We start from the raw sequence: 25,715 nt of genomic DNA on the forward strand, positions 1-25,715 counted from the left end.
ATATACATTAAGGGAGTAGTGTTAGATGATCAGATCATGTAAGGAGATAAGCGGAAAATGGCATGGGAAGTCTTAAGTATCATTGGTATTATCGCATTCGCCATTAGTGGTGCGATAGTAGCAATGGAGGAAGAGTACGATATTCTTGGTGTGTACATTTTAGGGATTGTGACAGCATTTGGCGGTGGAGCGATTCGAAATCTATTAATCGGTCTTCCGGTGTCTGCTTTATGGTCACAGGGCAAAATGTTTACCATTGCTCTTGTATCCATTACGATTGTGTTTCTTTTTCCAAAGCTTTTGCTCAAGCACTGGAGCACATGGGGGAATTTCTCGGATGCGATTGGTTTAGCAGCGTTTGCGATTCAAGGTGCATTATTTGCTGTGCAAAGAGAGCTTCCGCTCAGTGCGGTCATTGTGGCAGCCATTTTGACTGGAAGTGGAGGCGGAATTGTGCGTGATTTATTGGCAGGGCGAAAGCCGCTTGTGCTAAAAGCGGAGATTTACGCAGTTTGGGCAGCACTTGGCGGCTTACTCGTAGGACTCGGTTTAGCACAAGGAGAGATTGCTTTGTATTTGCTGTTTCTCATCCTTGTCGTATGCAGGGTTTGTTCCTACCTATTCAAATGGCGGCTTCCCGCTAGGTCTTATTTTCTAAATAAAGGGTAAAACGAGAAAAGAGCGGTTTCGCTCTTTTTTTTGTGTTTGATACGAGCTGGATGTCAGCAGGTAATGGAGTTTTCGTGTAAAATAAAAGCAGGGTCTTTTTGTTCATCATTGGAACAATACATGGGATGAAAATTTTGTCAGCTGGCTGAATATCTGGATTCAGCTTTTTTTGCCTAGATGGATTGTTATGTGTTGGTTTCACATTTTGCGGAATACTAAAGAAGCACCTATGATCGGACGGATGAATCAACATGGAATGAACACATCTTTGCATGTAAGCAAAACTTGACGAAAAAATTGAAATAGGAGGGACACGTACTAGTGGAGATTTTTTTGGCAGTGCTCGTATTACTAGCACTCATCGCATCATCTAATATTATCAATCGTTTTGTCCCCTTTATTCCAGTCCCGTTAATTCAAGTGGGCTTAGGAATATTGGTGGCGGCTTTTCCTTCAGGTTTACATATTTCTTTAAATCCCGAACTATTCTTCGTTTTATTCATTGCGCCGCTGTTATTTAATGACGGGAAGCGTACCCCAAGGGACGAGCTGTGGAAATTAAGAGCGCCGATTCTTCTGTTAGCCCTAGGGTTAGTATTTGCGACAGTCATTGTAGCAGGATATACCATCCATTGGATGATCCCAAGCATTCCGCTTCCAGCCGCATTTGCGCTTGCAGCGATTTTATCACCGACAGATGTGGTAGCAGTCAGTGCTCTTTCCAGCCGTGTGAACATGCCAAAGGGCATCATGAGACTGCTGGAAGGCGAGGGATTGATGAACGATGCATCAGGACTTGTCGCTTTTAAATTTGCTATTGCTGCAACGGTGACTGGCGCTTTTTCGATTGCTGAGGCATCCTTTAGCTTTGTCCTGATTGCCGCAGGCGGTCTATTGACTGGATTTATTCTATCCTTTTTTATCATTCGTTTCCGCTATTTCCTCCGCCGTCTAGGAATGGACGATGTCACGATGCACATCATCCTGCAAATCCTTACACCATTTGTGATCTATTTAGCAGCGGAAGAAATCGGTGTGTCCGGAATTTTAGCGGTTGTAGCGGGTGGTGTGACACATGCCATTGAGCAGGATCGAATGGAAGCAAATTTAGCCAAACTGCAAATTGCTTCATCAAACACATGGAATATTATTTTATTTATTTTAAACGGACTTGTTTTCGTTATCCTTGGATTGCAGATTCCTGATGTATCGACGGTCATTTTCCAGGATGAAGCCTTTAATAATATGCAGGTCATCAGTTACATCTTAATCATCACGCTGTGTCTTATGATCCTGAGGTTCTTATGGGTATGGCTGTTCTGGGCAGGGAATTGGAGTGCAACGAAAAAGCAAAATGTGAAAAAACCGAAGCTTCGCGCCTCGATGCTCATGACATTCTCTGGTGTTCGTGGGGCTGTGACATTAGCCGGTGCCTTCTCCATCCCATTTACACTTGCGGACGGATCACCGTTTCCTGAACGGCATTTGATTATTTTCCTCGCAGCAGGCGTCATCTTATGTACACTCATTTTAGCTAGTGTGTTACTGCCTCTTTTATCTGAGAAAAAAGACAAGCAAATTGCTGTGGATTTGGATACAAAGATTCAGCATGCGAAACGGAAGCTGCTAAGAAGTGCCATTAAAACCTTAAGAGAAGGAATGAATGAAGACAATAGGGAAGTGTCTCTTGCACTCATCAATGATTACCGAATGAAGCTGCGCAATATCCAGCGTGAACCGTATCAATTCGGGATGAGAAAACAAGAGAGAAAGATCAGGCTGCACGGAATCAAAGCTGAGCAGATGAAGCTGCAACAGCTCATTGAGGAAGAGAAAATCGATAAAGAAGAAGCCTATGAGCTGCAAGAAAGATTTCATGAGCTAGAAATGCTGTATTCAAACTCCTTCAAAATCCGTTTTTCAAAAGTGAAGTTTCTGCGCTTGCTTCAATGGCTCCAATTATGGCGGCCGAATCAGCACGTTTCCAGCGGCATTTTAGAAAACGAGGGCTCGTACAAACAAATCCGTAAGAAAACGGCTGAGGCTGCTGTGGACTCGATCAAACAGCATATGACCGATGAAAATAAACAAACGTGTCATCAAGTGATTGGTTTTTACAACCAAGTCATTTATCGATGTGAACACGGTCCAAGCTTCTTTCAGCAAAAAGACCGTTCATTTGACCGGAAGAAAAAAGAGCTTAACTTCCAAGCTGTACAGACAATACGAAATGAAATTCAAACTCTGTATGAAGATGGTGAAATCAATCGTGACATTGCCCATCATTTAAGGGAGTATATCAATGACATGGAAGCTGTTCTCCTGACCAATACGTAATGTTGTGATCTTCTCCCCTATGTTTTATGATGAAGAAAGAGAACAAGCAGGGGGAGATCAATGATGGCGTATTATGGAGCAATTGAAGCTGGCGGTACAAAGTTTTGTTGTGCAATCGGCAATGAGCATGGGGACATTCTCGAGGAAATGACGATTCCAACAGAGCACCCAGAAAAAACATTACAAAAGCTCATTCCATTTTTCGAGCAGCATGACATTGAAGCATTAGGGGTCGGCTCCTTTGGACCAATCTGTGTTCAAAAAGACGATCCTTCTTACGGTTATATCATGAACACGCCGAAAGTAGAGTGGAAGCATTACCCGTTCATTCCAGAACTAGAGAAGCAATTACGGGTCCCAGTATCCTTTACAACAGATGTTAATGCGGCAGCCTTAGGTGAATTAACAAAAGGAGCAGCCAAAGGGCTGAAAAGCTGTATGTATATCACGGTCGGTACGGGTATCGGTGCTGGCGCTGTTGTAAAAAACGAACTTCTTCACGGTCATTCGCACCCAGAGATGGGGCACATCCTTGTCAGGCAGCATGAATCAGACCCGTTTGAAGGAGTCTGCCCAGCGCATGGGACGTGTTTAGAAGGACTGGCAGCTGGCCCAGCGATTGAGAAAAGGTGGGGGAAATCTGCCAAAGAGCTCACGGAGGAAGAATCAGTTTGGGCACTTGAAGCTGATTATTTGGCTCAGGCGCTGATGCAGTACTCGCTCATTTTAAGCCCAGAGCGCATCATGATGGGCGGGGGTGTCATGAAGCAAAAGCAGCTGTTTCCACTGATTCGAGAGAAGCTTGCTGCTTATCTCAATGATTATGTAGACCTGCCGCCGCTTGATACATACATTGTCTCTCCTGGACTTGAGGACAAGGCCGGCATGACAGGTGCTTTGCTGTTAGCCATCGAAGCGAAGAAAAACGCCTGATAATAGAGTTTTAATGGACAACGTGAGATAATGAAAAAGATGGAATCTATGAAAAAGGTGGTTGTTAAAATGGTCAAAAGCTTGAATGATACCGTAACACTGAATAACGGAGTGGAAATGCCTTGGTTTGGTTTAGGTGTATTCAAAGTGGAGGACGGCAATCAAGTGGTAGATGCCGTAAAAGCAGCCATACGAAACGGATACCGCAGTATTGATACGGCTGCCGTTTATAAAAATGAGACAGGCGTAGGCAAAGCGATTAAAGAATCTGGCGTGAAACGAGAAGACTTGTTCATTACGTCTAAAGTATGGAACACGGATCAAGGCTATGACAAAGCGCTGGCTGCGTTTGACGCAAGCTTGAATCGATTAGGTCTTGATTACTTAGACCTCTATTTGATTCATTGGCCTGGCCCAAATGCAGATACATTTAAAGACACATGGCGTGCGCTTGAGACGCTTTACAAGGATGGGAAAGTGAGAGCCATTGGCGTCAGCAACTTCTACATTCAGCATTTAGAAGAGCTGTTAAAAGATGCTGAGGTTGTTCCAGCCGTGAACCAAGTTGAATTTCATCCGAAACTGACACTTGTCGAACTGCGTCAATACGCAAAAGAAAAAGGTATTCAAATTGAAGCGTGGTCTCCGCTGATGCAAGGAAAGCTATTAGATCATGACGTATTGAAGGACATTGCTGCACGCTACAACAAATCTGTTGCGCAAGTCATCTTGCGCTGGGATCTGCAAAGCGGCGTCGTGACGATTCCTAAATCAATCAACGAAGAACGCATTAAACAAAATGCAGATATTTTTGATTTCGAACTATCCAAAGAAGACATGGAAAAAATCGATGCGTTAAACAATAACGAGCGCGTCGGCTCGAATCCAGAGACGATGACGGTTGGGTTTGAATAAATGAAAAAAATCCTCTTTCTCATATGAGAAAGGGGATTTTTTATGTACTGCTTCTGCGCACAGCCAAAAGCATAATAAAAGATAAGATCACAATACAAATCGTCCAGGCCCAAGCAAGCTCCATGCGTCCAGAATCAATCGCCACATAGATAGCGGTTGGGAGTGTTTGGGTTTTCCCTGGGATATTGCCGGCAAACATTAAGGTCGCTCCGAATTCTCCAAGGGCTCTTGCAAAGCTAAGGATGCTGCCTGACAAGAGGGATGGCAGGGCAAGAGGTACCGTAATATAGGCAAAGACTTGGAATGAATGAGCACCATCAACTTTTGCAGCCCCTTCAATATCTGACTCAATTGTAGAAAAGCCCGCCTTTGCTGATTGATACATGAGCGGAAATGCCACGACTGTCGAAGCAATGACCGCCGCCCACCATGTGAAAATGACCGGCTGATGGAAGATCCATTCAATCGCACCCCCTATTACACTATGTTTTCCGAATACGACGAGCAATAAAAAGCCAACGACTGTTGGCGGGAGAACGAGCGGCATCATCAGGAACGTTTCCACAATCATTTTCCCTTTAAAAGTTGTTCGCGTCATCCAAAAGCCGACCGTTGTGCCAAAAACAGTGGCCAACAGTCCGCTGACGATGGCCACTTGAATGGACAGCCAAATGGGTGGTAGAAATTCTTCAGTCAGCATAGCCATTACGACACTTGAAAGCCGTATTTCTTAAAAATGGATTTGGCTTTATCAGATTGAAGGAATTGAAAAAAGACCTTGGCTTCCGTTAGATATTCTGTCCCTTTTACAATCCCTACTGGATACATAATCGGGGAGTGCATGTCCGGATTTGCCTCAGCTGCAATCTTTACTTTTTTGGAAACGAGGGCGTCTGTTTTATACACAACACCTGCTTCTACATTTCCTGTTTCGACGTAGCTTAGGACTTGCCGCACATCCTTGCCGTAGACAGCATTCTTTTTCACTTGGTCCCATATGTTCAGTTGTGTGAAGATCTCTTTGCCATATGTACCAGCAGGAACCGATTCAGGTGTGCCAAGAGCAATCTTTCCTTTTACGTGCCGGACGTCTTGAAAGCTTTTAATAGAGGAAGAGCCATCTTTTGGCACAATAAGGACTAGCTCGTTTTGTATAGCGTCCTTGATATAATCTTGATCAATGTCTCCAGATTGAACAAGTTCATCGAAGGGCTCCTCAGCTGCTGAGAAAAAAAGATCCGCTTTTGCTCCTTGAGCGATTTGCTGCTTCAATGCGCCGGATGACCCGAAGTTATTCGTTAATGACACATTCGGATGTTGCTTGTGAAAGGAGGCTTCAATTTCCTTTAGTGCATCCTGAAGACTTGCCGCTGCTGAAATCACAAGCTCTGTTTTTTTATTCGAATTAGATGGCATCATCTCTGTTTGGCATCCACTCAGGAGCAAACATATGGAGATGAATGCTAAGAATGTATACTTCATGTTCACACCTCTTATCATTCAATATCATGTGGTTCCCTTTATTATAAGCAAACTTATTTGAGCATTCATAGGCTTTCAGTAAAAAGAGAAAAGAAAAAGCCGCCAAATGGCGACTTTCAGCGTGAAGATAAAAGGGATCGTTTTATCCTGTTTACTTCTGATAAAAACGCAGCAAATTCCCATTGATCACTTTGTCTGATAAGGAAAGCTCTTTATTGGCTTTTTCGATATAAGGCTGACACACCTCATCCTGTTCAACAGGTTCTTTTGTTTTTTGATCATAGCAGGTGTTCTTTGTATAGAGATAATCATCTGTAATAAAGTTCCCGTTTCTCAGTACAGCGAAAGGCGTACGTTCATTTGAAAATAAATCATTGCCGAATTGAATGGCATCCTTCGTTTCAATCCCAAGTAAGTGAAGAAGTGTCGGCTTTACGTCCATTTGACCAGCTGTTTCAGAAATGGTCTGCGGTGCTTGATCCGTGACACCTGGAATGTAAATCAAAAAGGGTACCCGCTGCAGTTTGACCGCATCAAACGGTGTGATTTCCTCTTTATTGAGCAGCTGTGCCATTGCCTCATGATGTGCCTCTGAGATGCCATAGTGGTCACCCATGAGGACAAACATCGTATTGTTATACAATCCTTCTTCTTTCATACGGTCAAAAAACATTTTAACCGCTTCATCTTGATAGCGGACGGTCGTCACATAGCGGTTTAAAATGGTACTGGACGAATCATATTCATCAATAAACTGATCCTTCGGGTCAATTTCAAATGGAAAATGATTGGTCAGTGTAATGAATGTGCTGTAATAAGGCTGCTTCAACTTTTTTAAATGATCAATGGATTGATCAAAGAAGTCGATATCTTTTAAGCCCCAGCCAGTTGAATTCCGTTCATTGACATGATATGAATCGACATCATAAAAACGATCAATTCCAAGCGATTCATACATCACATCACGATTCCAAAACGTTTTATTATTCGCATGAAATTGGACGGATTGATAGTTTTCCTTTTTCAACTGCTTGTATAACGTGTCATATTCGTTGTCACTCGCTGTGAAAAAGACAGCGCCGCTGCTAGAAGGGTAGAGGGAATTAGCGACAATAAACTCTGAATCCGACGTCTTCCCCTGCTCTGTCTGCTGATAAAATTCATCAAAATAAAAACTCTTTTTAGCCAGTTGATTTAAAAAGGGAGTGATGGATTGTCCATTCACCTTTTGATTCATGACAAATTGCTGCGTCGATTCAAGTGAAATGAACACAACGTTCTTGCCTTTAGCAAGTCCAAAATACTCTTCGTTTGGTGCGCTGTAATCAGCCTTTGTGTAGTTTGCTACAGTAGAAAGCGTATCTTCATCTGCAAAGGCCTTTTGTCCAATGCGTGCCGTTTGGGCAGCACCGTCATACAGATGAAATTGGAAAAGCCCGAGGTTTCTGACAATGACTTCACGATCATAAGAGCTTGTCAGAAATCGAGGGTGATCCATCATAGCTGAGCTGACATGAAACAATAAGAAGCTGCAGCAGACCGCATAATACGTTTTGATCGTCTTGAATGACGCTTTTGGGGCTAATGGTTTGCGCTTGAGCAGCCATGCCAGTACCACAAAATCAATGAGCATCAGCACAAAGAGCGGGTGGAATAATTCCGTCATACTGCTGCCCATATCTCCCATGTTCTTCGCTTGGAATAACACGGGAATGGTAATGAAATCAATATAAAAACCATAAAAGATCGTATTCGAGATGAGAATCGCCGTTAGAATAAAATTTGCGGTCAATAAAAAAACCTTTTGGTTGGTTTCATTTAAAAAAAGAGCAATCCCAAACAAAGGGAGCAAAAAGCTAAGTGGATTGATCAAAAGCAGCCATTCATGAAACAGATTGGCCGTTCGTATGTGAAATCCGAATTGATAAATGATGTATGTTTTCATCCACATGAAAAGGATGGAATACACTAAAAACCAGTGATTTTTGAAAAACGCTTTCATTTATGTATCTCCTCACCATTCTGTATTCAGCTGCAAGGCAAAAACACTTATCTTAAACCTACTAAAAAAATGAGGAATGATCAATTCATATCCTGTCTTTTTCGCAAAACTCTTTTTTTATTCTGTTAGAACTGGATTGGGATAGATATGCCGCAGATGACGGCGATGTAATAGCAGGTGATGACGGTGAGAGCAGCTAGTACGACTTGTTCTCCTGTGCTGCCTGTTTTGACATAGAAGGGGAGACGCACTTTAATGGAAGCTGGAAATAAAAATTTAATGCCGTTCACTGTTCCTGCATCAAGGATAAGGTGGCTCGCCATTCCAACGAGTAAACCGGTACTTAAGCTGTCATTTGGAATGTATGTTGTCGCGAGAAAATAAATGATCAGCAGAAATAATAAACTGTGTGTAAACGTGCGATGACCGAACACGCTGCTGATTAGTGTCGAGAGCAGCGGAAATTTTCTGCCGATTTTACTTTTTGTATGGCAAAGATCGGGGATCAGAGCACCTGCTGATCCAGCTGCAGCCATGATGACTGGGTCGAGTCCGTAGTAGTAGGCGACGGCCGCTGAGGCGGCGATTCCGCCCATAATGTGTGTTTTTCCTGTCATGATGCGTACTCCTGTTCTATCTTTTGTTCAAGTACTCACTATATCAAGGGTGAATTCATTCAGCAAGGCTTATTTCTAAAGAAAAAGAGGACAAAAGGGTTGGCTGATTGGAAAAACATTCTATAATAAGGGGGAAGTCATGTTGATACTAACGATAAGGATGCGATTCGGATGAGTAATGCAGACATTTTAAAAGAAATTGTTCTCGTACATTATGAAGTCAGCCGTAAATTAAACCGCAAGTTACTTGAGTTAGAAAAAGACATCACGCCACCGCAGATATATGCTCTTTCTATTTTGATACAAGGCAAAGTATCACATGCCGAAGAGCTGAAACAAAGACTCTCCTTAAACCCAGGTGCAGCCTCCATTGCACTCAATAAATTATGTGAGCAGGGCTATATTCAGAGAGAACGTGACAAAGACGACCCCACGCTAGTCCGGTTAGAAGCTACGGAAAAAGGGGTAGCGATTTATGAAAAGCATACACGTCTTTTCGGAAAGGTGATTCAGCATATGATGTCAGACTTCACAAAGGAAGACTTAAAGACCTTTTTGACGTATTTGCAAAAAATGAGACAGACCTTTCATGATGATTGAGCCTTTCCACCTTGTATAATGAGGCGCACTGTAGCACAAATTAAACAGGCAACCGCATTTTATGAAAAGGGAGGAAACAGCGATGTCATTTTTCCAAAAGGATAAAAAGGCGAAAAGCGAGCAAGACCACAAGCAGGTTGATCAGCTGTTAGAAGAAGCAAGCAAAGAGCTAGCAGGCGATCCGCTTCAGGAAGCTGTACAAAAGAAGAAAAACAACGATCAATAAGCAGGTAATAGGCAGAGTAATGATCCTCTGCCTTTTTTCTATGTTTTTCCCTTTGACAGATGTGAGAATGTTTGATAACCTTCGTGTAGTAAAAATGAATAGAAATCCTCACGCTATGTCTCAGTGAGGTAGAGGTTGCGCGGATGATGAGTCACTCATGGGAGAGATGGAATCGAAGATCATGAGAAAAAAGGCATCAGCGCCGAAGTGTAGAGAGAGCTCCAACTTTCTTTATGCTGGGTCTGCATTGAATAAATGCAGGACTGCCACGTCTTTGAAGCGTGGAGGGCTATCCGGAGATCAAGGTGTATGTTTTGAAAAGCATGGACTGTTGTTCAGGCTTTTTTTTATGTTCTGAGTATCTAAGATAAGGGTATGCTGTTAAGAAAGTGACCCATGATGAACATAAAGAATACAAGTCATTGCTTCACAAATATATCAATGAAGATACTGCCGGGTCTGGTCCGAAGTGAATATAACGGAGGTACGGAAATGGAACAGACAAAAAAATGGGGTTTTTGGTTATTGACGGCTTTTGTCGTCGGAAATATGGTAGGGTCAGGCATCTTTATGCTGCCAAGTACACTTGCCCAGCATGCCAGTCCTTTAGGTGTGACGATGGCATGGCTTGTCACAGGTGGCGGTGTGCTGATGATTGCACTTGTTTTTGGGCATTTGTCCATTCATAAGCCGCAGCTGACGGCTGGACCACAAAGTTATGCAAGAGCACTTTTTAACGATCCGAAAAAAGGGAAAGCGGCCGGTTTTACAATGGTTTGGGGATATTGGGTGGCAAGCTGGATTAGTAATGTCGCAATTATTACGAGTCTTGCCGGTTATTTAACGACATTTTTCCCTATTCTCACCGTGAAGACGGAGATTTTCACCTTTGGAAAAGAAGCGATCACACTTGGTCAGCTGACAACCTTTATTGTATGTACCATTCTTCTCTGGGGAACACATACTATCTTAATTACAAGCTTAAGTGCTGCAAGTAAGTTAAACTTTATTACGACCTTTTCAAAGGTACTTGGATTCGTCCTTTTTATTGTTGCGGGATTATTTGCATTCCAAACGGCATTATTTGAACATTATTACTTCCCAGTTGCAGCAGAAGGCGAAGGAGTGCTGGGACTTGGAGGCCAAATTCATCATGCGGCCATTTCCACACTATGGGCATTTATTGGCATCGAATCAGCTGTGATTTTATCAGGGAGAGCATCCTCGCAGCGCGATGTGAAACGTGCAACGATTACAGGTCTTTTAATCGCACTTTCCATCTACATGATTATTACATTGATTACAATGGGCGTCCTGCCGCATGATCAGTTGCAAGGCTCAGATAAACCATTCGTTGACGTGCTTCAGCTCATTATTGGACCGGCTGGCGGAATAGTCATGGCACTGCTTGCGATCATTTGTTTATTTGGCTCGATGCTTGGCTGGATCTTACTTGGTTCAGAAGTACCGTATCAAGCAGCAAAGGCTGGCGATTTCCCAGCAGTATTTGCAAAAACAAACAAAAAAGGCAGTCCTGTTTTTGCTTTGACGGTTACAAATATCATGTCACAACTGTTTATTTTCTCCGTGATGTCCCGTACGATTAATGAAGCTTTTACCTTTTTAACGACATCAGCGACACTTGCGTATCTCATTCCGTATATTGTGTCTTCGATCTATAGTTTTAAGGTCATCATGCAAGGTGACACGTATGATCTTCAAAAAGGGAAGCGAACAAGAGACGGAATCATTGCGCTTGTTGCGATGGGGTATTCCGCTTGGGTCATTATTTCAGGCACAGCTGATTTGAAAACATTTGGACTTGGCATCGGTCTGTTCTTAGTAGGTATTTTGCTTTATCCATTCATGTCAAAAGGATTCGCCAAAGGAACAGAATAATTTTAACGTTTCTCCAGAAATGGAGAAACGTTTTTTTATGATGCGGATGTTAATCGGTCCACAATAAACTCAAGCTGTCCTTCTAGTGACACTGGGTCATTAAAGAAGTACCCGACAGGATCGATTTCAAATACGTGTTTATTTTGTACAGCAGGCAGTGATGTCCAAATGCTGCTTTCATACACTTGGTCTCCTTTACTTTTTGAACCACTCCATGGACTAGTGAAAATATAGTCGCCTGCGTATTCTGGCAGCTTTTCAAGGGAAATGTTTGCATAGCCGACACCGCTGTCGATAGCGTCTTTTTTAACTGCCTTTGGCGCACGTAATTTCAGCTCGTCATAAATAATTTCGCCTCCGCGCGCAAAGGTGTTTCCAAAGATATAAATACCTTTATCAAAAGGCGACACGATTGAAACGGTTTTGCTGCCGACCGCTTTTGTTACTTTAGGCTTTACCTCAGCTATTTTTGTATCCCATTTTGTGATCCATTCTGCTGCTTTTTTCGGTGTACCTGTCATTTTACCGAATTCTTTTAGCTGATCTTTAAAGGAATATTGATTGTATTTAATTGCAACGGTTGGAGCAATTTTTTTGTATTGATCAAATTTCTCGTCTTCTCCCCAAGCGATAATCATATCTGGCTTCAAAGCCGCTACCTTTTCGACAGAAGGGGTTGGTCCAAGGTTTTTGACACCATCCGTTTTTCCCTTATAGAAAGGGTTTTTAAAGATGGGTGCAGTTGCAGCAATTGGCGTCTTGCCAAGTGTCACGAGGTCTCCATAGTAGCTTTCCGCCAGAAGCACAATTCGTTTCGGATCTTTAGGGAGTTTGACCTCACCTTTGACATCCTGATAGGTGATTGTGTCATTCTGGTTGGCGCCAGATTTTTTATTTGAAGTGCTGCCGCAAGCAGCTGTAAAAAGCATAAGAACGGCTAAGAAAATCAAAAGAAATCCCGATCGTTTTTTCACAAAGATTCTCTCCTATTCACTTTCTTTTGATAATGATTCTCAATTTCAATTATATCGTAACATGATGGGATGAAAAATGCATCGGCTATTTTAGGACCTAAAGAAAAATGGTAAGTTTCTCCCGGTTTTTTGATGAAAATAAAGAAAATGTTCAGAACAATGATTTCAAAAAGAAAAGAAAATGATATACTAGACTTCGAGATTGATAATCATTATCACTAATGAGGAATAGATATGAACGGAAAGGAAGAGACTGGTTTTGGGCTCACAATCGAATAAACAGCTGCCAGCCAAGGACGATGTAATGGATATTGTCACGAAACCCTTTGGAACAGCAGCTGTTGTCATCATAGGAATTATCGCTTTAGCATTTGGTCTTTTTTTATCGGTATCATTAGGAGCAGCAAATATTCATCTTCACACGGTATGGGAAGCCATTTTTCAATTTGATCCACAACAAACTTCACATCAAATCATTCGGGAATTGAGGCTGCCGCGTACAGTTGGGGCTGCACTCGTCGGTGCCTTTTTAGCTGTATCTGGTGCCATCATGCAAGGGATGACAAGAAATGCGCTTGCGTCTCCTGAAATTATGGGTGTGACAAATGGCTCTGCATTTGCGATTGCGATAGCATTTGCATTTTTCCCAGGCCAATCTTCTTTCACATTAATTCTTTGGTCATTTGCTGGAGCCGCACTCGGTGCATCTATTGTGTTTGGTGTCGGTACTCTGTCTAAAGGAGGACTGACCCCAGTGAAGCTCGCACTAGCGGGTACGGCGGTTGGAGCACTTTTAAGCTCCATCTCTTCAGCAATTGCCATCCGGTTTGATGTCGCTCAGGACATGAGCTTTTGGTATGCGGGCGGCGTTGCAGGTGTGAATTGGAGCAACATTCAGGTCATTATTCCAGTCGCTATTGCAGGACTTTTGATTGCGATGATCCTTGCTCGCTCGATCACTGTACTGAGCTTAGGTGATGAATTGGCTAAAGGGCTCGGGCAGTATACGAAAACGGTCAAGGTGCTAGGAATATTGGTCGTAATTCTTTTAACCGGTGCTGCTGTGTCGGTGGCAGGCTCAATTGGTTTTATCGGGCTTGTCATTCCCCATGTCACTAGATTCTTGGTCGGAGTTGACTATCGATGGATTATCCCTTGCTCAGCTATTTTAGGTGCCATTTTGTTAATTTATGCAGACATTGCTGCAAGGCTAGTCAATGCTCCATTTGAAACGCCAGTCGGTGCCATTACTGCGATTATAGGCGTTCCTTTCTTCTTATATTTAGCTAGACGTGAAAGGAGCGGAATTTAAATGGAAATGGTGCAGCAGGCAAAGAAAAAGAAATATAAACGAACGATGCTGATGATCTTTTTAGCCATCGTCGCGGTATTTTTGATTAGTTTAAATACCGGAGAAATTCGTATTTCTCCGATAGATACATTGAAAACATTTTTTGGATTCGGAAGTGAAATGGATGAGCTTGTGCTGTTCGAATTCAGACTTCCAAGAATGATCATCGCTTTACTTGTTGGTGCTTCCATCGCTGTATCAGGAGCTATCTGGCAAGGTGTTTCTCAAAACGGCTTGGCTGATCCCGGTATTCTTGGTGTGAATGCGGGCGCAGGATTTGCCGTTGTGCTCTTTATCTTTGCATTCCAAGGCACGATGTCGAACTTAGGTAATTTGACGATTTTTGTACTGCCGCTTTTCGCATTTGCAGGTGCAGGCTTTGCTGCATTTCTCATCTATGTGTTAGCGTGGAAAAAAGGCATCACACCTGTTCGATTGATTTTAACGGGAATTGGCGTTAATGCTGCGTTTTCAGCAGCAATTGTGGTCATTCAATTAAAAATGAGCCCAAATGATTTTAACCAAGCCATCGTGTGGTTATCAGGAAGCATTTGGGGCTCAAGCTGGACGTATGTCCTGTCTGTTCTTCCATGGATGCTCATTTTCCTTGTGTTAGCGCTTGTGAGAGCACGCTACTTAAATATCATGAATTTAGGTGACCAGCTGTCCTATGGCTTAGGGATTTCGGTTCATAAAGAAAGAAGCTTTCTGATGCTGATTGCCGTTGCATTAGCAGGTGCAAGTGTCGCTGTTGCAGGTAGTATCTCGTTCCTAGGGTTAGCCGCACCGCACTTGGCGAGAAAGCTTGTTGGGCCAAAACATCAAGGAATGATACCGGCCTCCGCGTTGATTGGCGCACTGTTATTATTACTGGCAGATACACTTGGCCGCGTCATACTTGCACCATCAGAGGTGCCAGTTGGCCTTGTCGTTTCTGCTTTAGGCGCACCTTACTTCATTTACTTATTGATGAAAACGAACTAATGAGGAAGGAGAAAAACATATGAAATCGCTCGAAACAGAAAAGCTTTGTATCGGTTATCAGGACCGTTTGATTGTAGATGATTTAAATATCAGTATCCCAAAAGGCAAGGTGACAACACTGATCGGGCCGAATGGATGCGGGAAATCAACGATTTTAAAAACAATGTCCCGGATCATGAAGTCCCATCAAGGCGCTGTTTACTTAAATGGCCAGGCTATTCATCAAACGCCTACAAAAGAAATTTCAAAACAAATGGCGATCTTACCGCAAACGCCCGAAGCACCAAGCGGACTGACAGTGTATGAGCTTGTGTCATATGGACGTTTCCCGCATCAAAATGGATTTGGTCGCTTATCAAATGAAGATAAACGAATCATCAGATGGGCACTTGAGGAAACGGGCATGATCGCTTTTCATGACCGGCCAATTGAAGCACTTTCCGGTGGACAGCGTCAGCGTGTATGGATTGCGATGGCACTTGCCCAGGAAACAGAACTGCTTCTATTAGATGAGCCAACGACGTATTTGGATCTTGCACATCAGCTCGAGATTCTTCAGCTGTTAGAACGGTTAAACAGAGAGCAGGGACGAACTGTGTTGATGGTCATTCATGATTTGAATCATGCGGCACGTTTTTCTCATTACATGATTGCCCTCAATCAAGGAAAAGTCATCAAAGATGGGACGCCTCATGAGGTCATGACCAAAGAGGTGCTTGGTCAGGTATTCCACATTGATGCAGAAATTGTACTTGATCCTAGAACAAATAAGCCGATCTGTTTAACATATGACTTAATGAATCATGAAAGAAAGCTAGAAGCTGTGAATGGATAATAGAAGTAAAAGGAACTCGGTGGAATAGCCGAGTTTTTTTGCGTCTCTGAAACTTCCTAGTACTGCCATTTTCTCCAGTTGATATTTTTTCGCTTTTATGCAGAAAAGAGGTACTTTTTTACTTTAGACAATGGTAATATACGGTTAGAGATCATAGCTAGAAAGGAAAGAGATGCGTGGAAACAGCAAAAATATTGATTGCAGATGACGAAGAAGCAATTGTAAAAATGGTTGAACGCGTATTAAAAAAAGAAGGATTCAAGCATATTTATAAAGCCTACCATGCAGATGAAGCATTAGATGTTGTCAAAAACGAGGACATCCACCTCTTACTTCTAGATGTGATGATGCCTGGTAAGTCTGGCTTTGATGTTCTTCCTGAAATGAGAAAATATACGAAAGCACCCATTTTCTATTTAACTGCAAGAACGTCTGATGTAGATAAACTGACCGGCTTTGCGCAGGGGGCAGATGATTACATTACAAAGCCATTTAATCCGCTAGAGCTTGTGGCTAGAATTAAGGCTCACTTAAACCGAACATATATCTCCTTACAGGAAGAGCAAGAAGAGGCTCAAAACCAATATGAATATGCCCATTTCTCATATCATCCTCATTCAGCCGAACTGAAAGTGAGAGGAGAGATGACGGCATGCTCAGCTCAGCTTCTATCCTTGCTGAAGTACTTTTGTGATCATCCGAATGTGGTTCTTTCAAAAGATCAAATCTATGAGAAAGTATGGGGCGTCCCGTCGTATGGTGATAACAACACCGTCATGGTTCATATTCGAAAGCTGAGAGAAAAGATCGAGTTAGATCCGAGTCAGCCTGAATATATTGTGACCATCCGTGGTATGGGATATAAATTTATTCCGCACCCTGTGAAGGTTCTTAATTAATTCATGAATTTACGAACAAAACTTTTCTTTCACTTTGTCGGACAGATGTTTATCGTCATTGCGATTCTGCTGATCGGGAATACGTTTACTGAGAATCTATATTATAAAAAATACTATGAGAATATGACCGAAACTGGTTTAACAAAGGCTGATGGGGACACACTCATGAGCTGGCTCTATTTTAACGAGGATGGCAAAATGGAAGCCGAAGATCAACTCAAGCAAGCAGTGAAAAAACGTGACGGCTGGCTGCAAGTGATTGATTCAAAAAAACATAACGTATATAGCTATCACCTTCCTAAAAATATTCCGACATCCTATCAAAAGGATGAAATGATCAAGATCTTTGAAAAAAGACAATTTAAAGATTACAAGATGTACTTCTGGCCAATTGAGATTGATCAAGAAAGCTTTATCGTGTTATATGGGTTCAAAACGAACAGCACAAAGGTAGCCAATTATCTTAAGCAGCATGAGAAAAATCTGGCTGCACTTTCTCAATATTCGCTTGAAACGATAGAGTTCTTGAAAAGAATGAATGGATCGGTACACCTGTTTAATGAAGAAGGAAAATACTTAAAAGGCATTCGAGCCAAAAACGATTTGAAACATAACGTAACAGATGTTGAATTGCTTAAGTACCAATCGAAGCCTTGGGAGTTTAGAAGTGACCTATCTTATATCAGAGTGAATAAAAGTCTATATTTGATCGTTTCGGTACCAAACAAAGTATATAGCCCAGACGAATTGTATGATAAAGAGACAGATGCTTTAAATCAATATAGAACCATCTTGATTGCAGGTCTTGCACTCACTATTATTATCGTCATGACATTATGGTACTCGTATCGCTATGGTCTGCCGATCTATCACATTATCCGCTGGCTGATTTTCTTATCTAGAAATAAATTGCAGGAACCAACAAATAGAAAAGGAATTCCAATCAGTAAAAATAAAAAAGGTCGTATTAAGCGGGAATACCGATTATTTGAGGATATCCTAAAAACAATGGATCAGCTCACGCTTACATTAAAAGAGAATGAAGCAAACCGAAGAAAAATTCAAACCACAAGGGAAGAATGGATTGCAGGATTGTCGCATGATTTGAAAACACCTCTTAGTACGATTTACGGTTATGGGCTCATGCTTGAATCTGATCAATATCAATGGTCCAAGGAAGAAGTCATGGAAATGGGACAGGTGATTCGTGAGAAATCAGAATACATGTCGACCTTGATTGAGGATTTAAACCTCACGTACCGATTGAAAAATGGGGCCTTGCCTATTAATCGAAAGCCGGTCGAGCTGGGTGAATTTTTAGCCTCTATTATGGACGAGTTTTCAAGAAGCTCCTTTTCTGAGGATTTTTCATCCTCTAATGAAGATCAAACAAACGGTGTCATGTTTGAGATCGACAAAGCCTGGTTCAGACGAGTGATTGAGAACCTGCTGGCGAATGCAGTCAAGCATAACCAAAAAGGCACTCATATTACAGCTGTTTTATCTGAAACAAATGAAGAAGTTCGGATCGAAATGAAAGACAACGGATGCGGAATGGCACAAGAAACGGTAGATCACTTATTTAACCGCTACTACAGAGGGACAAATACAAATGACCCAACGAATGGAACAGGACTTGGGCTGGCAATAGCAAAAGAGCTTGTTTTGCTGCATGACGGTGATATTCAAGTGGAAAGCGAACTAGGTGCTGGAACAACTATTGCGATTATCCTAAAAAAATCACCTTCTGTAAAATAGGCAAAAAACGATTTCCCTTTCTTAAGGAGATCGTTTTTTCCTGTTTTAGGATTGAAATCAACTTTGTAAACGATTACAATTAAATTGTTAACGTGAACAAATTATTTTTCATACGATAAGAGGGATGGGGGAGTTTGATGAGAGCCTTTTTAGATGAGCAGTTTTTACTAAACAGTCCAACGGCGGAAAAGCTATACCATGAGTTTGCAAAGGACCTTCCAATTATAGATTACCATTGTCATTTAAGTCCTAAAGACATCTATGAAAATAAAACCTTCCAAAATATCACCGAAGCATGGCTTTATGGAGATCATTACAAATGGCGTGCCATGAGAGCAAATGGCATCCCTGAAACGCACATTACGGGGGATGCATCAGATCATGAGAAATTTTTGGCGTGGGCGAAGACCGTACCCATGACCATTGGAAATCCACTCTATCACTGGACTCATCTAGAGCTGAGACGATATTTTGAAGCCGAAGACCTATTAAACGAAAAAAACGCAGACATTATTTGGCGGAAAGTCAATGAAAAGCTGCAAGGAGAGGGATTTGGTGCGAGGGACTTCATTGTGAAATCAAACGTTGAAACCGTTGTGACAACAGATGATCCGGTCGATTCGCTTCACTATCATCAAAAACTGCGGGAAGAGGAATTCTCTGTACAAGTGCTCCCAGGGTTTCGACCTGATAAAGCACTCGATATAGCGAATGATCTGTTTGCAAAATATGTTCACGAGCTGGCAGAGGTTTCAGCTACTCCAATACAATCCTACCAAGACTTCTTAAAAGCACTCCGTGCAAGAATTGATTTCTTCCATGAACACGGCTGTTTGATCTCAGATCATGCTATAAATGAAATGACATATGAAGAAACGACAGAAGAAGAAGTGGAGACCATCTTTCATAAAAGAATGTCTGGTCATCCATTGACGGAAGAAGAGAAGATCAAGTTTAAAACAGAGACATTCATTATGCTAGGTCAGGCATACTGTGAGCGTGGCTGGGCGATGCAGCTTCATATCAATGCGCTTAGAAACAACAATACAAAAATGTTTGAGCGGCTCGGACCAGATACGGGGTATGATGCGATGAATGATGAGGACATTGCAAAGCCGCTTTGCCGAATATTAGATCGTTTAGAACAAGAAGATGCTTTGCCAAACACCATTCTCTATTCCTTGAATCCTAGGGACAATGTGGTGATATCAACATTGGCTGGAAGCTTTCAAGACGGGAAGACACCGGGGAAGATGCAGCACGGCACAGCCTGGTGGTTTAATGATACGAAGCAAGGAATGACAGAGCAGATGATGGCTCTTTCCAGTATTGGACTGATCAGCCGTTTCATCGGGATGCTGACTGATTCACGAAGCTTTTTGTCGTATACAAGGCATGAATATTTCCGAAGACTGCTTTGTGATATCATCGGAGATTGGGTAGAAAAAGGAGAAGTCCCCTATGACCTTGAGCTGTTAGGGGGGATCGTGAAAGGAATCAGCTATGAAAATGCCAAGCAATATTTTCAATTTGACCGGGCAAAGCAGCTCCAGCATCAAAGTAAAATCACATGAGGAAAAAGGTAAGAAAATGAAAGCGGTTTTATGATAAGATGGAAAAAAATCATAAAAGGCGGAATAGCATGACAGTCACAATTAAAGACATAGCAAAATTGGCAAACGTCTCTCATACTACGGTATCAAGGGCTTTGAATAATAGTCCTTTTATTAAAGAGAAGACAAAACAAAAGATTTTGTCGATTGCAAAACAGCTGAATTATTCACCGAATGTCCATGCCAGAGGCCTTGTATCACAAAAATCGTTTACAATCGGTCTGTTTTTTACGAGTTTAACAGAAGGCACATCTTCAAGCTTCTTTGTAGATGCGTTAAAGGGCGTCAATAGCGTGATGACTGAGCATTATAATCTGTTTGTAAGGGGAATTGACGACTTTCACGATTACACAACCATTCATAAACAGCGCTACGATGGCATTTTGCTTATGAGTCAAAGCGAGCACGATGAAGCGTTTATCCATCATGTCAAGAAACAGGGCATTCCAATCATTGTGCTGAATCGCCGTGTAGAAAGTAATGAAGTGATGAATATATTAGCAGATGATAGTCAAGGAGCATATCAGGCAGCGCACTATTTCATTCAGCAAGGCCATCATCAAATCGCCATCATTGAAGGAAAAGAAGGCTTTAAATCGACTCAGGAGAGAAAAGCCGGCTTTCTCCAAGCGTTAATTGATCACCATATTCCTATGAAGAAAGAATATATGATCACAGGTGACTACCACATGAAAAGCGGCTATGAATCAATGGAATCCCTGCTGACCCTTGATCATCCGCCAACAGCGCTTTTTTGCTCTAACGATGACATGGCCATTGGTGCGATGAATGCTTTATATGCAAAAGGCAAGACGTGTCCAGGTGATATCTCTATTATCGGTTTTGATGATATAGCATTCTCATCCTACACCACGCCTGCACTGACAACGGTAAAAAAGCCTATCGAAAAAATGTGTGCACTTGGAGCAGAAGCCATCCTATCAGTCATAAACGGTGAAGAGCAGGAAGAAGATCATATGGAAAAAATCTATGTCCACACAGAGCTGATGATCAGAGATTCAGTCAAAAAGGTGCAGTAATCAGCACCTTTTAAAGATAAATGTTCACGTGTGCATATCACGAAGAGAGGGGAATCCATTTGAAACGTTTATCAAAAGCCATGTACCCTGTGCCTGAATATCCGGAAACGATTTTACAGATTGGTGAAGGGAATTTTATGCGAGGATTTATTAATTGGCACATCCAGAAGCTGAACGACTGCACAGATTTTAAAGGAAGAGCTGTTGTTGTTCCTCCGCGAAAAGGATCCGTTGCGGCTTTAAATGAACAAGATGGCTTATATACTTTATGTATACAGGGCTATCATGACCAGCAAGAAATGAATGAGCGCATGATCATTCAATCGATCAGCAGAGGAATCAGTACGTATACGGATTACGATGGTTTTTTATACGTAGCTGAAAACCCCGATCTCCGCTTTGTCTTCTCAAACACGACAGAGGCAGGACTTATGCTCAGAAAGGAGGATCGCTTGGAGGATCGACCGCAAGCCAGTTTTCCAGGAAAGCTGACGGCGTTCTTATATCACCGGTTTAAAGCATTTACTGGAGATGAACAAAAAGGGCTGATCATCCTTCCATGTGAACTGGTCGAACATAACGGTGACCGCTTGAAGGAATATGTGATAGACATGGCAGCTGAGTGGAACCTGCCGCCTGCGTTTATCACATGGATCAAGGAAGCCAACACGTTTTGTAATACGCTTGTGGATCGGATTGTTCCTGGGTTTTCTAAGGAAGCAGCTGAAATTGTCCAAAAGGAAGATGGGTATATCGACGAGTTGCTTGTCACGGCAGAATATTATCACCTCTTTGTTATTGAAGCACCTGCCTTCGTACAAAAAGAGCTTCCCTTTCAAAAAGCAGGATTAAATGTCCTTTTTGTAGAAGATATTGCGCCTTATCGCATGAGCAAGGTACGAATTTTAAATGGTGCACATACAGCAATGGTGCCAATCGCTTACTCATGTGGTATAGAAACTGTAAAAGAAGCTGTGGATGACAAGCATGTTGGTCCGTTCATCCGGCGTATGCTGGAGGAGGAAGTACTGCCAGGGCTTGAGCTCTCTCAAGATGAGCTTCTTCTTTATACACAATCGGTTTGGGATCGTTTTTGCAATCCATTTGTGAAGCATCAATTGCTCGATATTGCGCTCAATGGTATATCCAAGTTCCGAACCCGAGTTCTTCCGTCATTGCTTGATTATGTTGAGCAAAAGAAACAGCTGCCAATGAAACTCGTGTTTTCACTTAGCAGTCTCATTTATTTTTACAGAGCATATGCAGAAAGGATAAAGGATGATGAGACTGTAATGGCATTCATGAAGGAAGCCTGGGAAGGGGAGAACCAATCCAATGAAGCGATCGCAGCCAGGATTCTATCATGTGAGCCATTATGGGGGAGAAATTTAACGGATGTAGATGATTTGAGTCACGCTGTAGCTGATCAGCTTACCTTCATACAGGAGCAAGGGATGAGAGCGGCTGTTCAACGAATGCTGCATCATCAATATGAAAGTCAGGGGGAGAAGGCATGAAAGATTTTATTGTGATTCACCCTTCAGATAATGTCGGTATTGCTTTAAAAGTGCTTGAGCAAGGGGATGAGCTGCGCCATCAAGGACACTCTGTTGTCTTAAAAGAGAACGTTCCCAAAGGTCATAAGTTTGCTTTGGCTGATATCAAGCAAAGAGAGAATATCATGAAATATGGCTACCCCATTGGGCATGCAACGACTGCCATTTCTGCTGGAGAATGGGTGCATACGCATAATATCAAAACCAATCTATCAGGAAAGCTCGATTACGAATACGAGCCTTCATTCACAGACAACCCCTATGAAAAAACGAATCTTACATTTAAAGGATATAAACGAAAAAATGGGGAAAGCGGGATTCGCAATGAGCTTTGGATTGTCCCAACCGTTGGATGCGTGAATGGCATTGCCGATCAAATCATCCAAATATTCACCGCTGAAATGGGCGGAAACATCCATCCGTTTGAAACAGCTCTCGTATTAAAGCACAATTATGGATGCTCCCAGCTTGGGGACGATCATGAAAATACAAAAACCATTTTACAAAATGCCGTGAAGCATCCTAACGCTGGAGGGGTGCTCGTCCTTGGACTTGGTTGTGAAAATAATGATATTGAAGATTTTCAGTCCACATTAGGTGAATATGACCGTGAGAGAGTGAAATTTTTAAGAAGCCAAGAAGTAGGAGATGAGATTGAGACGGGAGTCGCTTTACTCAAGGAAATTTATGATGCGGCGAAAGAAGATCACCGTGAAGAGATCCCGTTATCTGAGCTGAAAATCGGCTTGAAGTGCGGAGGATCAGATGGATTCTCCGGCATTACCGCAAATCCGCTTTTAGGAAGGCTGTCCGATTTTATTGTTGCTCAAGGCGGCACGACAGTGTTAACAGAAGTGCCCGAGATGTTTGGAGCTGAAACGATTTTAATGGAGAGAGCGGAATCAGAAGCGACTTTCGACAATATTGTGCAAATGATCAATGACTTTAAACAATACTTCATGGATCATCGACAGCCAGTATATGAAAATCCTTCCCCAGGAAATAAAGCTGGTGGAATTTCGACATTAGAGGATAAATCTCTCGGCTGTACACAAAAAGCAGGGACTTCTGAAATTCAAGATGTATTGAGATACGGGGAATTGCTGAAGCGAAAGGGCCTGAATTTATTAAGTGCGCCAGGTAATGATTTGGTTGCTTCATCCGCACTTGCTGCTTCCGGCTGTCAGTTGGTCCTTTTTACAACAGGCAGAGGGACACCATTTGGTACGTTTGTCCCTACAATGAAAGTCTCGACGAATACAGCCTTATATGAAACAAAAAAGCACTGGATTGACTTTAATGCGGGAGAACTGCTTGAAGATGTACCAGAAGATGTTGTATTAGAAAAATTCATTTCAACTGTCATTGATGTGGCGAGCGGAAAGCTATTAAATCATGAAAAAAACAATTTTAGAGAGCTGGCTATTTTCAAAACAGGTGTCACACTTTAAGGCGACTGGGGGATGAGAACGTGTTTAAAATGCGGGATTTGATGTATATCACAGCAGGAACGGTACTCACAGGAATCGGACTCACGCGTTTAGCAAGGCAAGAGAAGAAAGACAAAAAAGCAAACGGAATCGATCAAGTGTTAAAGCAGATAAAAGCGCCGCTGTTCCCTGATCGTGAATTTAATGTGGTTCATTATGGTGCAGATGGGAAAGGGATAGAGCTTTCAACAGATGCTATCCAGTCTGCGATTGATGATGCGCACCGTTTGAAAGGGGGACGTGTGCTGATTCCAGAAGGGACGTTTGTGACAGGTGCTCTAGAATTGAAGAGTCATGTAGAGCTGCATTTGCATGAGAAAGCCTATGTGGCATTCAGCCAAGATCCAAAGGATTATCTGCCGATTGTACTGACAAGATATGAAGGGATTGAGCTTTATAATTATTCACCTCTCATTTATGCACACCATGCAGAAAATATCGCCATCACAGGAGCTGGAACGCTTGATGGCAGAGGGGATGAACATCATTGGTGGCCTTGGAAGTATGGCACGAATGGCCAGCCGTCTCAGGACCGGGATCGGCAGCTTCTATTTGAAATGGCTGAAAAGAGGATACCAGTAGAAGAAAGAGTGTTTGGAGAAGGCCATTATTTAAGGTCAAGCTTTATCCAGCCCTACCAATGCCAGCAAGTTCTCATTGAAGGAGTGACAGTGAAGGATTCACCGATGTGGCAAATTCATCCTGTGCTAAGTGAAAATGTCATCGTCCGTGGAGTCCATATCATCGGGCATGGACCAAATACAGATGGTGTTAATCCGGAGTCTTGCCGGAATGTGCTCATTGAAGATTGTTATTTTGATAATGGAGACGATTGTATTGCCATCAAATCTGGCAGAAACGAGGACGGGCGGAGAATAGGGGTTTCATCTGAAAACATTGTCATTCGTAGAAATGAGATGCGTGATGGACACGGCGGAGTGACGATCGGGAGTGAAATCTCTGGCGGGGTCAGGTATGTATATGCAGAGAATAATGTAATGGATAGTCCGAACCTTGACCGGGCACTGCGTATTAAAACCAACTCTGTCAGAGGCGGTACCATTGAACATATTTACTTTAAAAACAACACAGTCAAAAGCTTAAAGCATGAAGTGGTCTGTATCGACATGATGTATGAGGAAGGGGATGCGGGTCCACATCGTCCTGTTGTGCGTCATATTGAAGTAGAAGGACTGAAAAGCAGCGGCGGACGATATGGTGTGAAAATAGCCGCCTACTCACATTCCCCCGTTACACACTTCAATATGAAAAATTGTGTCATAGATCATGTGACGTATCCACTTTCTTTGGAGCATGCAGTATCTCCTTCTTTTCAGAAAGTCGTCATCAATGGGGAACAAATCAATTGATAGATGAGTGAAAAACAGTCTTTTCGGAGGCTGTTTTTCTTTTAGTAAGAACGAAAAAGACGCTTTTAGAAATCACATATACAACCTATCTGCACTGTAGTATAATATTCCCGAAATTAGAAAAGAATTGACGGAAGAGATGACGTCAAGCAGTACATAAACCAG

Annotated in this window: 22 protein-coding genes and 1 riboswitch; of the genes, 17 read left to right on the forward strand and 5 right to left on the reverse strand. The window is 42.3% G+C overall.

Features of this window, described 5'->3' with window-relative positions:
• Positions 1-57: 57 nt before the first annotated feature.
• From ACSSTM_RS15135 to ACSSTM_RS15150, 4 genes are all read left to right on the forward strand, one after another.
• On the forward strand, positions 58-669 hold the full coding sequence (locus ACSSTM_RS15135; protein WP_003212961.1) for a trimeric intracellular cation channel family protein: 612 nt from the start codon (positions 58-60) through the stop codon (positions 667-669).
• A gap of 321 nt (positions 670-990) precedes the next feature.
• Positions 991-3,006: a Na+/H+ antiporter gene (locus ACSSTM_RS15140; protein ID WP_034659982.1), complete on the forward strand. Its 2,016-nt coding sequence runs from the start codon at positions 991-993 to the stop codon at positions 3,004-3,006.
• Between the two features lie 63 nt (positions 3,007-3,069).
• On the forward strand, positions 3,070-3,939 hold the full coding sequence (locus ACSSTM_RS15145) for an ROK family protein (RefSeq protein WP_060597712.1): 870 nt from the start codon (positions 3,070-3,072) through the stop codon (positions 3,937-3,939).
• 69 nt (positions 3,940-4,008) lie between these two features.
• Positions 4,009-4,854: an aldo/keto reductase gene (locus tag ACSSTM_RS15150; RefSeq protein WP_034659979.1), complete on the forward strand. Its 846-nt coding sequence runs from the start codon at positions 4,009-4,011 to the stop codon at positions 4,852-4,854.
• A 40-nt stretch (positions 4,855-4,894) separates the two neighbouring features.
• On the opposite strand, the gene modB is transcribed toward ACSSTM_RS15150, so the two are convergent.
• The 4 genes from modB to ACSSTM_RS15170 all read right to left on the reverse strand — a co-directional run bounded on the left by modB (position 4,895) and on the right by ACSSTM_RS15170 (position 8,955).
• A complete protein-coding gene (gene modB / locus ACSSTM_RS15155; protein WP_260336341.1) occupies positions 4,895-5,560 on the reverse strand; it encodes a molybdate ABC transporter permease subunit in 666 nt (221 codons plus the stop codon).
• Positions 5,560-6,336 (reverse strand): molybdate ABC transporter substrate-binding protein, encoded by a 777-nt coding sequence (gene modA / locus ACSSTM_RS15160; protein ID WP_260336340.1) that lies wholly within the window; start codon positions 6,334-6,336, stop codon positions 5,560-5,562. Before modA ends, modB begins: the two co-directional genes overlap by 1 nt.
• A 151-nt stretch (positions 6,337-6,487) precedes the next feature.
• Positions 6,488-8,338, reverse strand: a complete 1,851-nt coding sequence (locus ACSSTM_RS15165) for an LTA synthase family protein (RefSeq protein WP_066030417.1) — start codon at positions 8,336-8,338, stop codon at positions 6,488-6,490.
• 125 nt (positions 8,339-8,463) lie between these two features.
• Positions 8,464-8,955 carry a metal-dependent hydrolase gene (locus ACSSTM_RS15170; RefSeq protein WP_437404227.1) on the reverse strand — a complete coding sequence of 164 codons (492 nt, stop codon included), beginning with the start codon at positions 8,953-8,955 and terminating at the stop codon, positions 8,464-8,466.
• Between the two features lie 171 nt (positions 8,956-9,126).
• On the opposite strand from ACSSTM_RS15170, the gene ACSSTM_RS15175 reads away from it, so the two are divergent.
• The 3 genes from ACSSTM_RS15175 to ACSSTM_RS15185 all read left to right on the forward strand — a co-directional run bounded on the left by ACSSTM_RS15175 (position 9,127) and on the right by ACSSTM_RS15185 (position 11,680).
• Positions 9,127-9,555, forward strand: coding sequence for a MarR family winged helix-turn-helix transcriptional regulator (locus ACSSTM_RS15175; protein ID WP_034659971.1), 429 nt, complete (start codon positions 9,127-9,129; stop codon positions 9,553-9,555).
• An 82-nt stretch (positions 9,556-9,637) separates the two neighbouring features.
• Positions 9,638-9,781 (forward strand): small acid-soluble spore protein SspJ, encoded by a 144-nt coding sequence (gene sspJ / locus ACSSTM_RS15180; RefSeq protein WP_034659969.1) that lies wholly within the window; start codon positions 9,638-9,640, stop codon positions 9,779-9,781.
• A 121-nt stretch (positions 9,782-9,902) separates the two neighbouring features.
• Positions 9,903-10,081: riboswitch (Lysine riboswitch) on the forward strand.
• 192 nt (positions 10,082-10,273) lie between these two features.
• Positions 10,274-11,680 (forward strand): amino acid permease, encoded by a 1,407-nt coding sequence (locus ACSSTM_RS15185; RefSeq protein WP_060597291.1) that lies wholly within the window; start codon positions 10,274-10,276, stop codon positions 11,678-11,680.
• A gap of 35 nt (positions 11,681-11,715) precedes the next feature.
• On the opposite strand, the gene ACSSTM_RS15190 is transcribed toward ACSSTM_RS15185, so the two are convergent.
• A complete protein-coding gene (locus tag ACSSTM_RS15190) occupies positions 11,716-12,654 on the reverse strand; it encodes an iron-hydroxamate ABC transporter substrate-binding protein (protein WP_060597290.1) in 939 nt (312 codons plus the stop codon).
• Between the two features lie 259 nt (positions 12,655-12,913).
• Between ACSSTM_RS15190 and ACSSTM_RS15195 the strand changes: the two genes are divergently transcribed.
• From ACSSTM_RS15195 to ACSSTM_RS15240, 10 genes are all read left to right on the forward strand, one after another.
• Positions 12,914-13,966, forward strand: a complete 1,053-nt coding sequence (locus ACSSTM_RS15195; RefSeq protein ID WP_212040870.1) for a FecCD family ABC transporter permease — start codon at positions 12,914-12,916, stop codon at positions 13,964-13,966.
• On the forward strand, positions 13,967-14,989 hold the full coding sequence (locus ACSSTM_RS15200; RefSeq protein WP_034659961.1) for a FecCD family ABC transporter permease: 1,023 nt from the start codon (positions 13,967-13,969) through the stop codon (positions 14,987-14,989). It begins immediately after the preceding gene.
• Between the two features lie 19 nt (positions 14,990-15,008).
• Positions 15,009-15,824 (forward strand): ABC transporter ATP-binding protein, encoded by an 816-nt coding sequence (locus ACSSTM_RS15205; protein ID WP_060597288.1) that lies wholly within the window; start codon positions 15,009-15,011, stop codon positions 15,822-15,824.
• A 176-nt stretch (positions 15,825-16,000) separates the two neighbouring features.
• A complete protein-coding gene (locus tag ACSSTM_RS15210) occupies positions 16,001-16,723 on the forward strand; it encodes a response regulator transcription factor (protein ID WP_034659958.1) in 723 nt (240 codons plus the stop codon).
• Between the two features lie 3 nt (positions 16,724-16,726).
• Positions 16,727-18,481 carry a HAMP domain-containing sensor histidine kinase gene (locus ACSSTM_RS15215; protein WP_095285792.1) on the forward strand — a complete coding sequence of 585 codons (1,755 nt, stop codon included), beginning with the start codon at positions 16,727-16,729 and terminating at the stop codon, positions 18,479-18,481.
• A 137-nt stretch (positions 18,482-18,618) separates the two neighbouring features.
• On the forward strand, positions 18,619-20,055 hold the full coding sequence (gene uxaC, locus ACSSTM_RS15220; RefSeq protein ID WP_095285793.1) for a glucuronate isomerase: 1,437 nt from the start codon (positions 18,619-18,621) through the stop codon (positions 20,053-20,055).
• Positions 20,056-20,123: 68 nt separating this feature from the next.
• A complete protein-coding gene (locus ACSSTM_RS15225; protein ID WP_034659952.1) occupies positions 20,124-21,134 on the forward strand; it encodes a LacI family DNA-binding transcriptional regulator in 1,011 nt (336 codons plus the stop codon).
• Between the two features lie 59 nt (positions 21,135-21,193).
• The gene (locus ACSSTM_RS15230; RefSeq protein ID WP_437404228.1) at positions 21,194-22,651 is read left to right on the forward strand and encodes a tagaturonate reductase; all 1,458 of its coding nucleotides are present in this window, start codon (positions 21,194-21,196) and stop codon (positions 22,649-22,651) included.
• Entirely contained in the window at positions 22,648-24,141 is a 1,494-nt protein-coding gene (locus ACSSTM_RS15235; protein WP_095285796.1) for a UxaA family hydrolase, read from the forward strand. Before ACSSTM_RS15230 ends, ACSSTM_RS15235 begins: the two co-directional genes overlap by 4 nt.
• Before the next feature lie 20 nt (positions 24,142-24,161).
• Positions 24,162-25,550 carry a glycoside hydrolase family 28 protein gene (locus tag ACSSTM_RS15240; RefSeq protein ID WP_034660694.1) on the forward strand — a complete coding sequence of 463 codons (1,389 nt, stop codon included), beginning with the start codon at positions 24,162-24,164 and terminating at the stop codon, positions 25,548-25,550.
• Positions 25,551-25,715 lie beyond the last annotated feature (165 nt).

This window comes from Bacillus sp. RK1064, assembly GCF_051488405.1.
In the GTDB taxonomy this organism is placed as follows: domain Bacteria; phylum Bacillota; class Bacilli; order Bacillales; family Bacillaceae; genus Bacillus.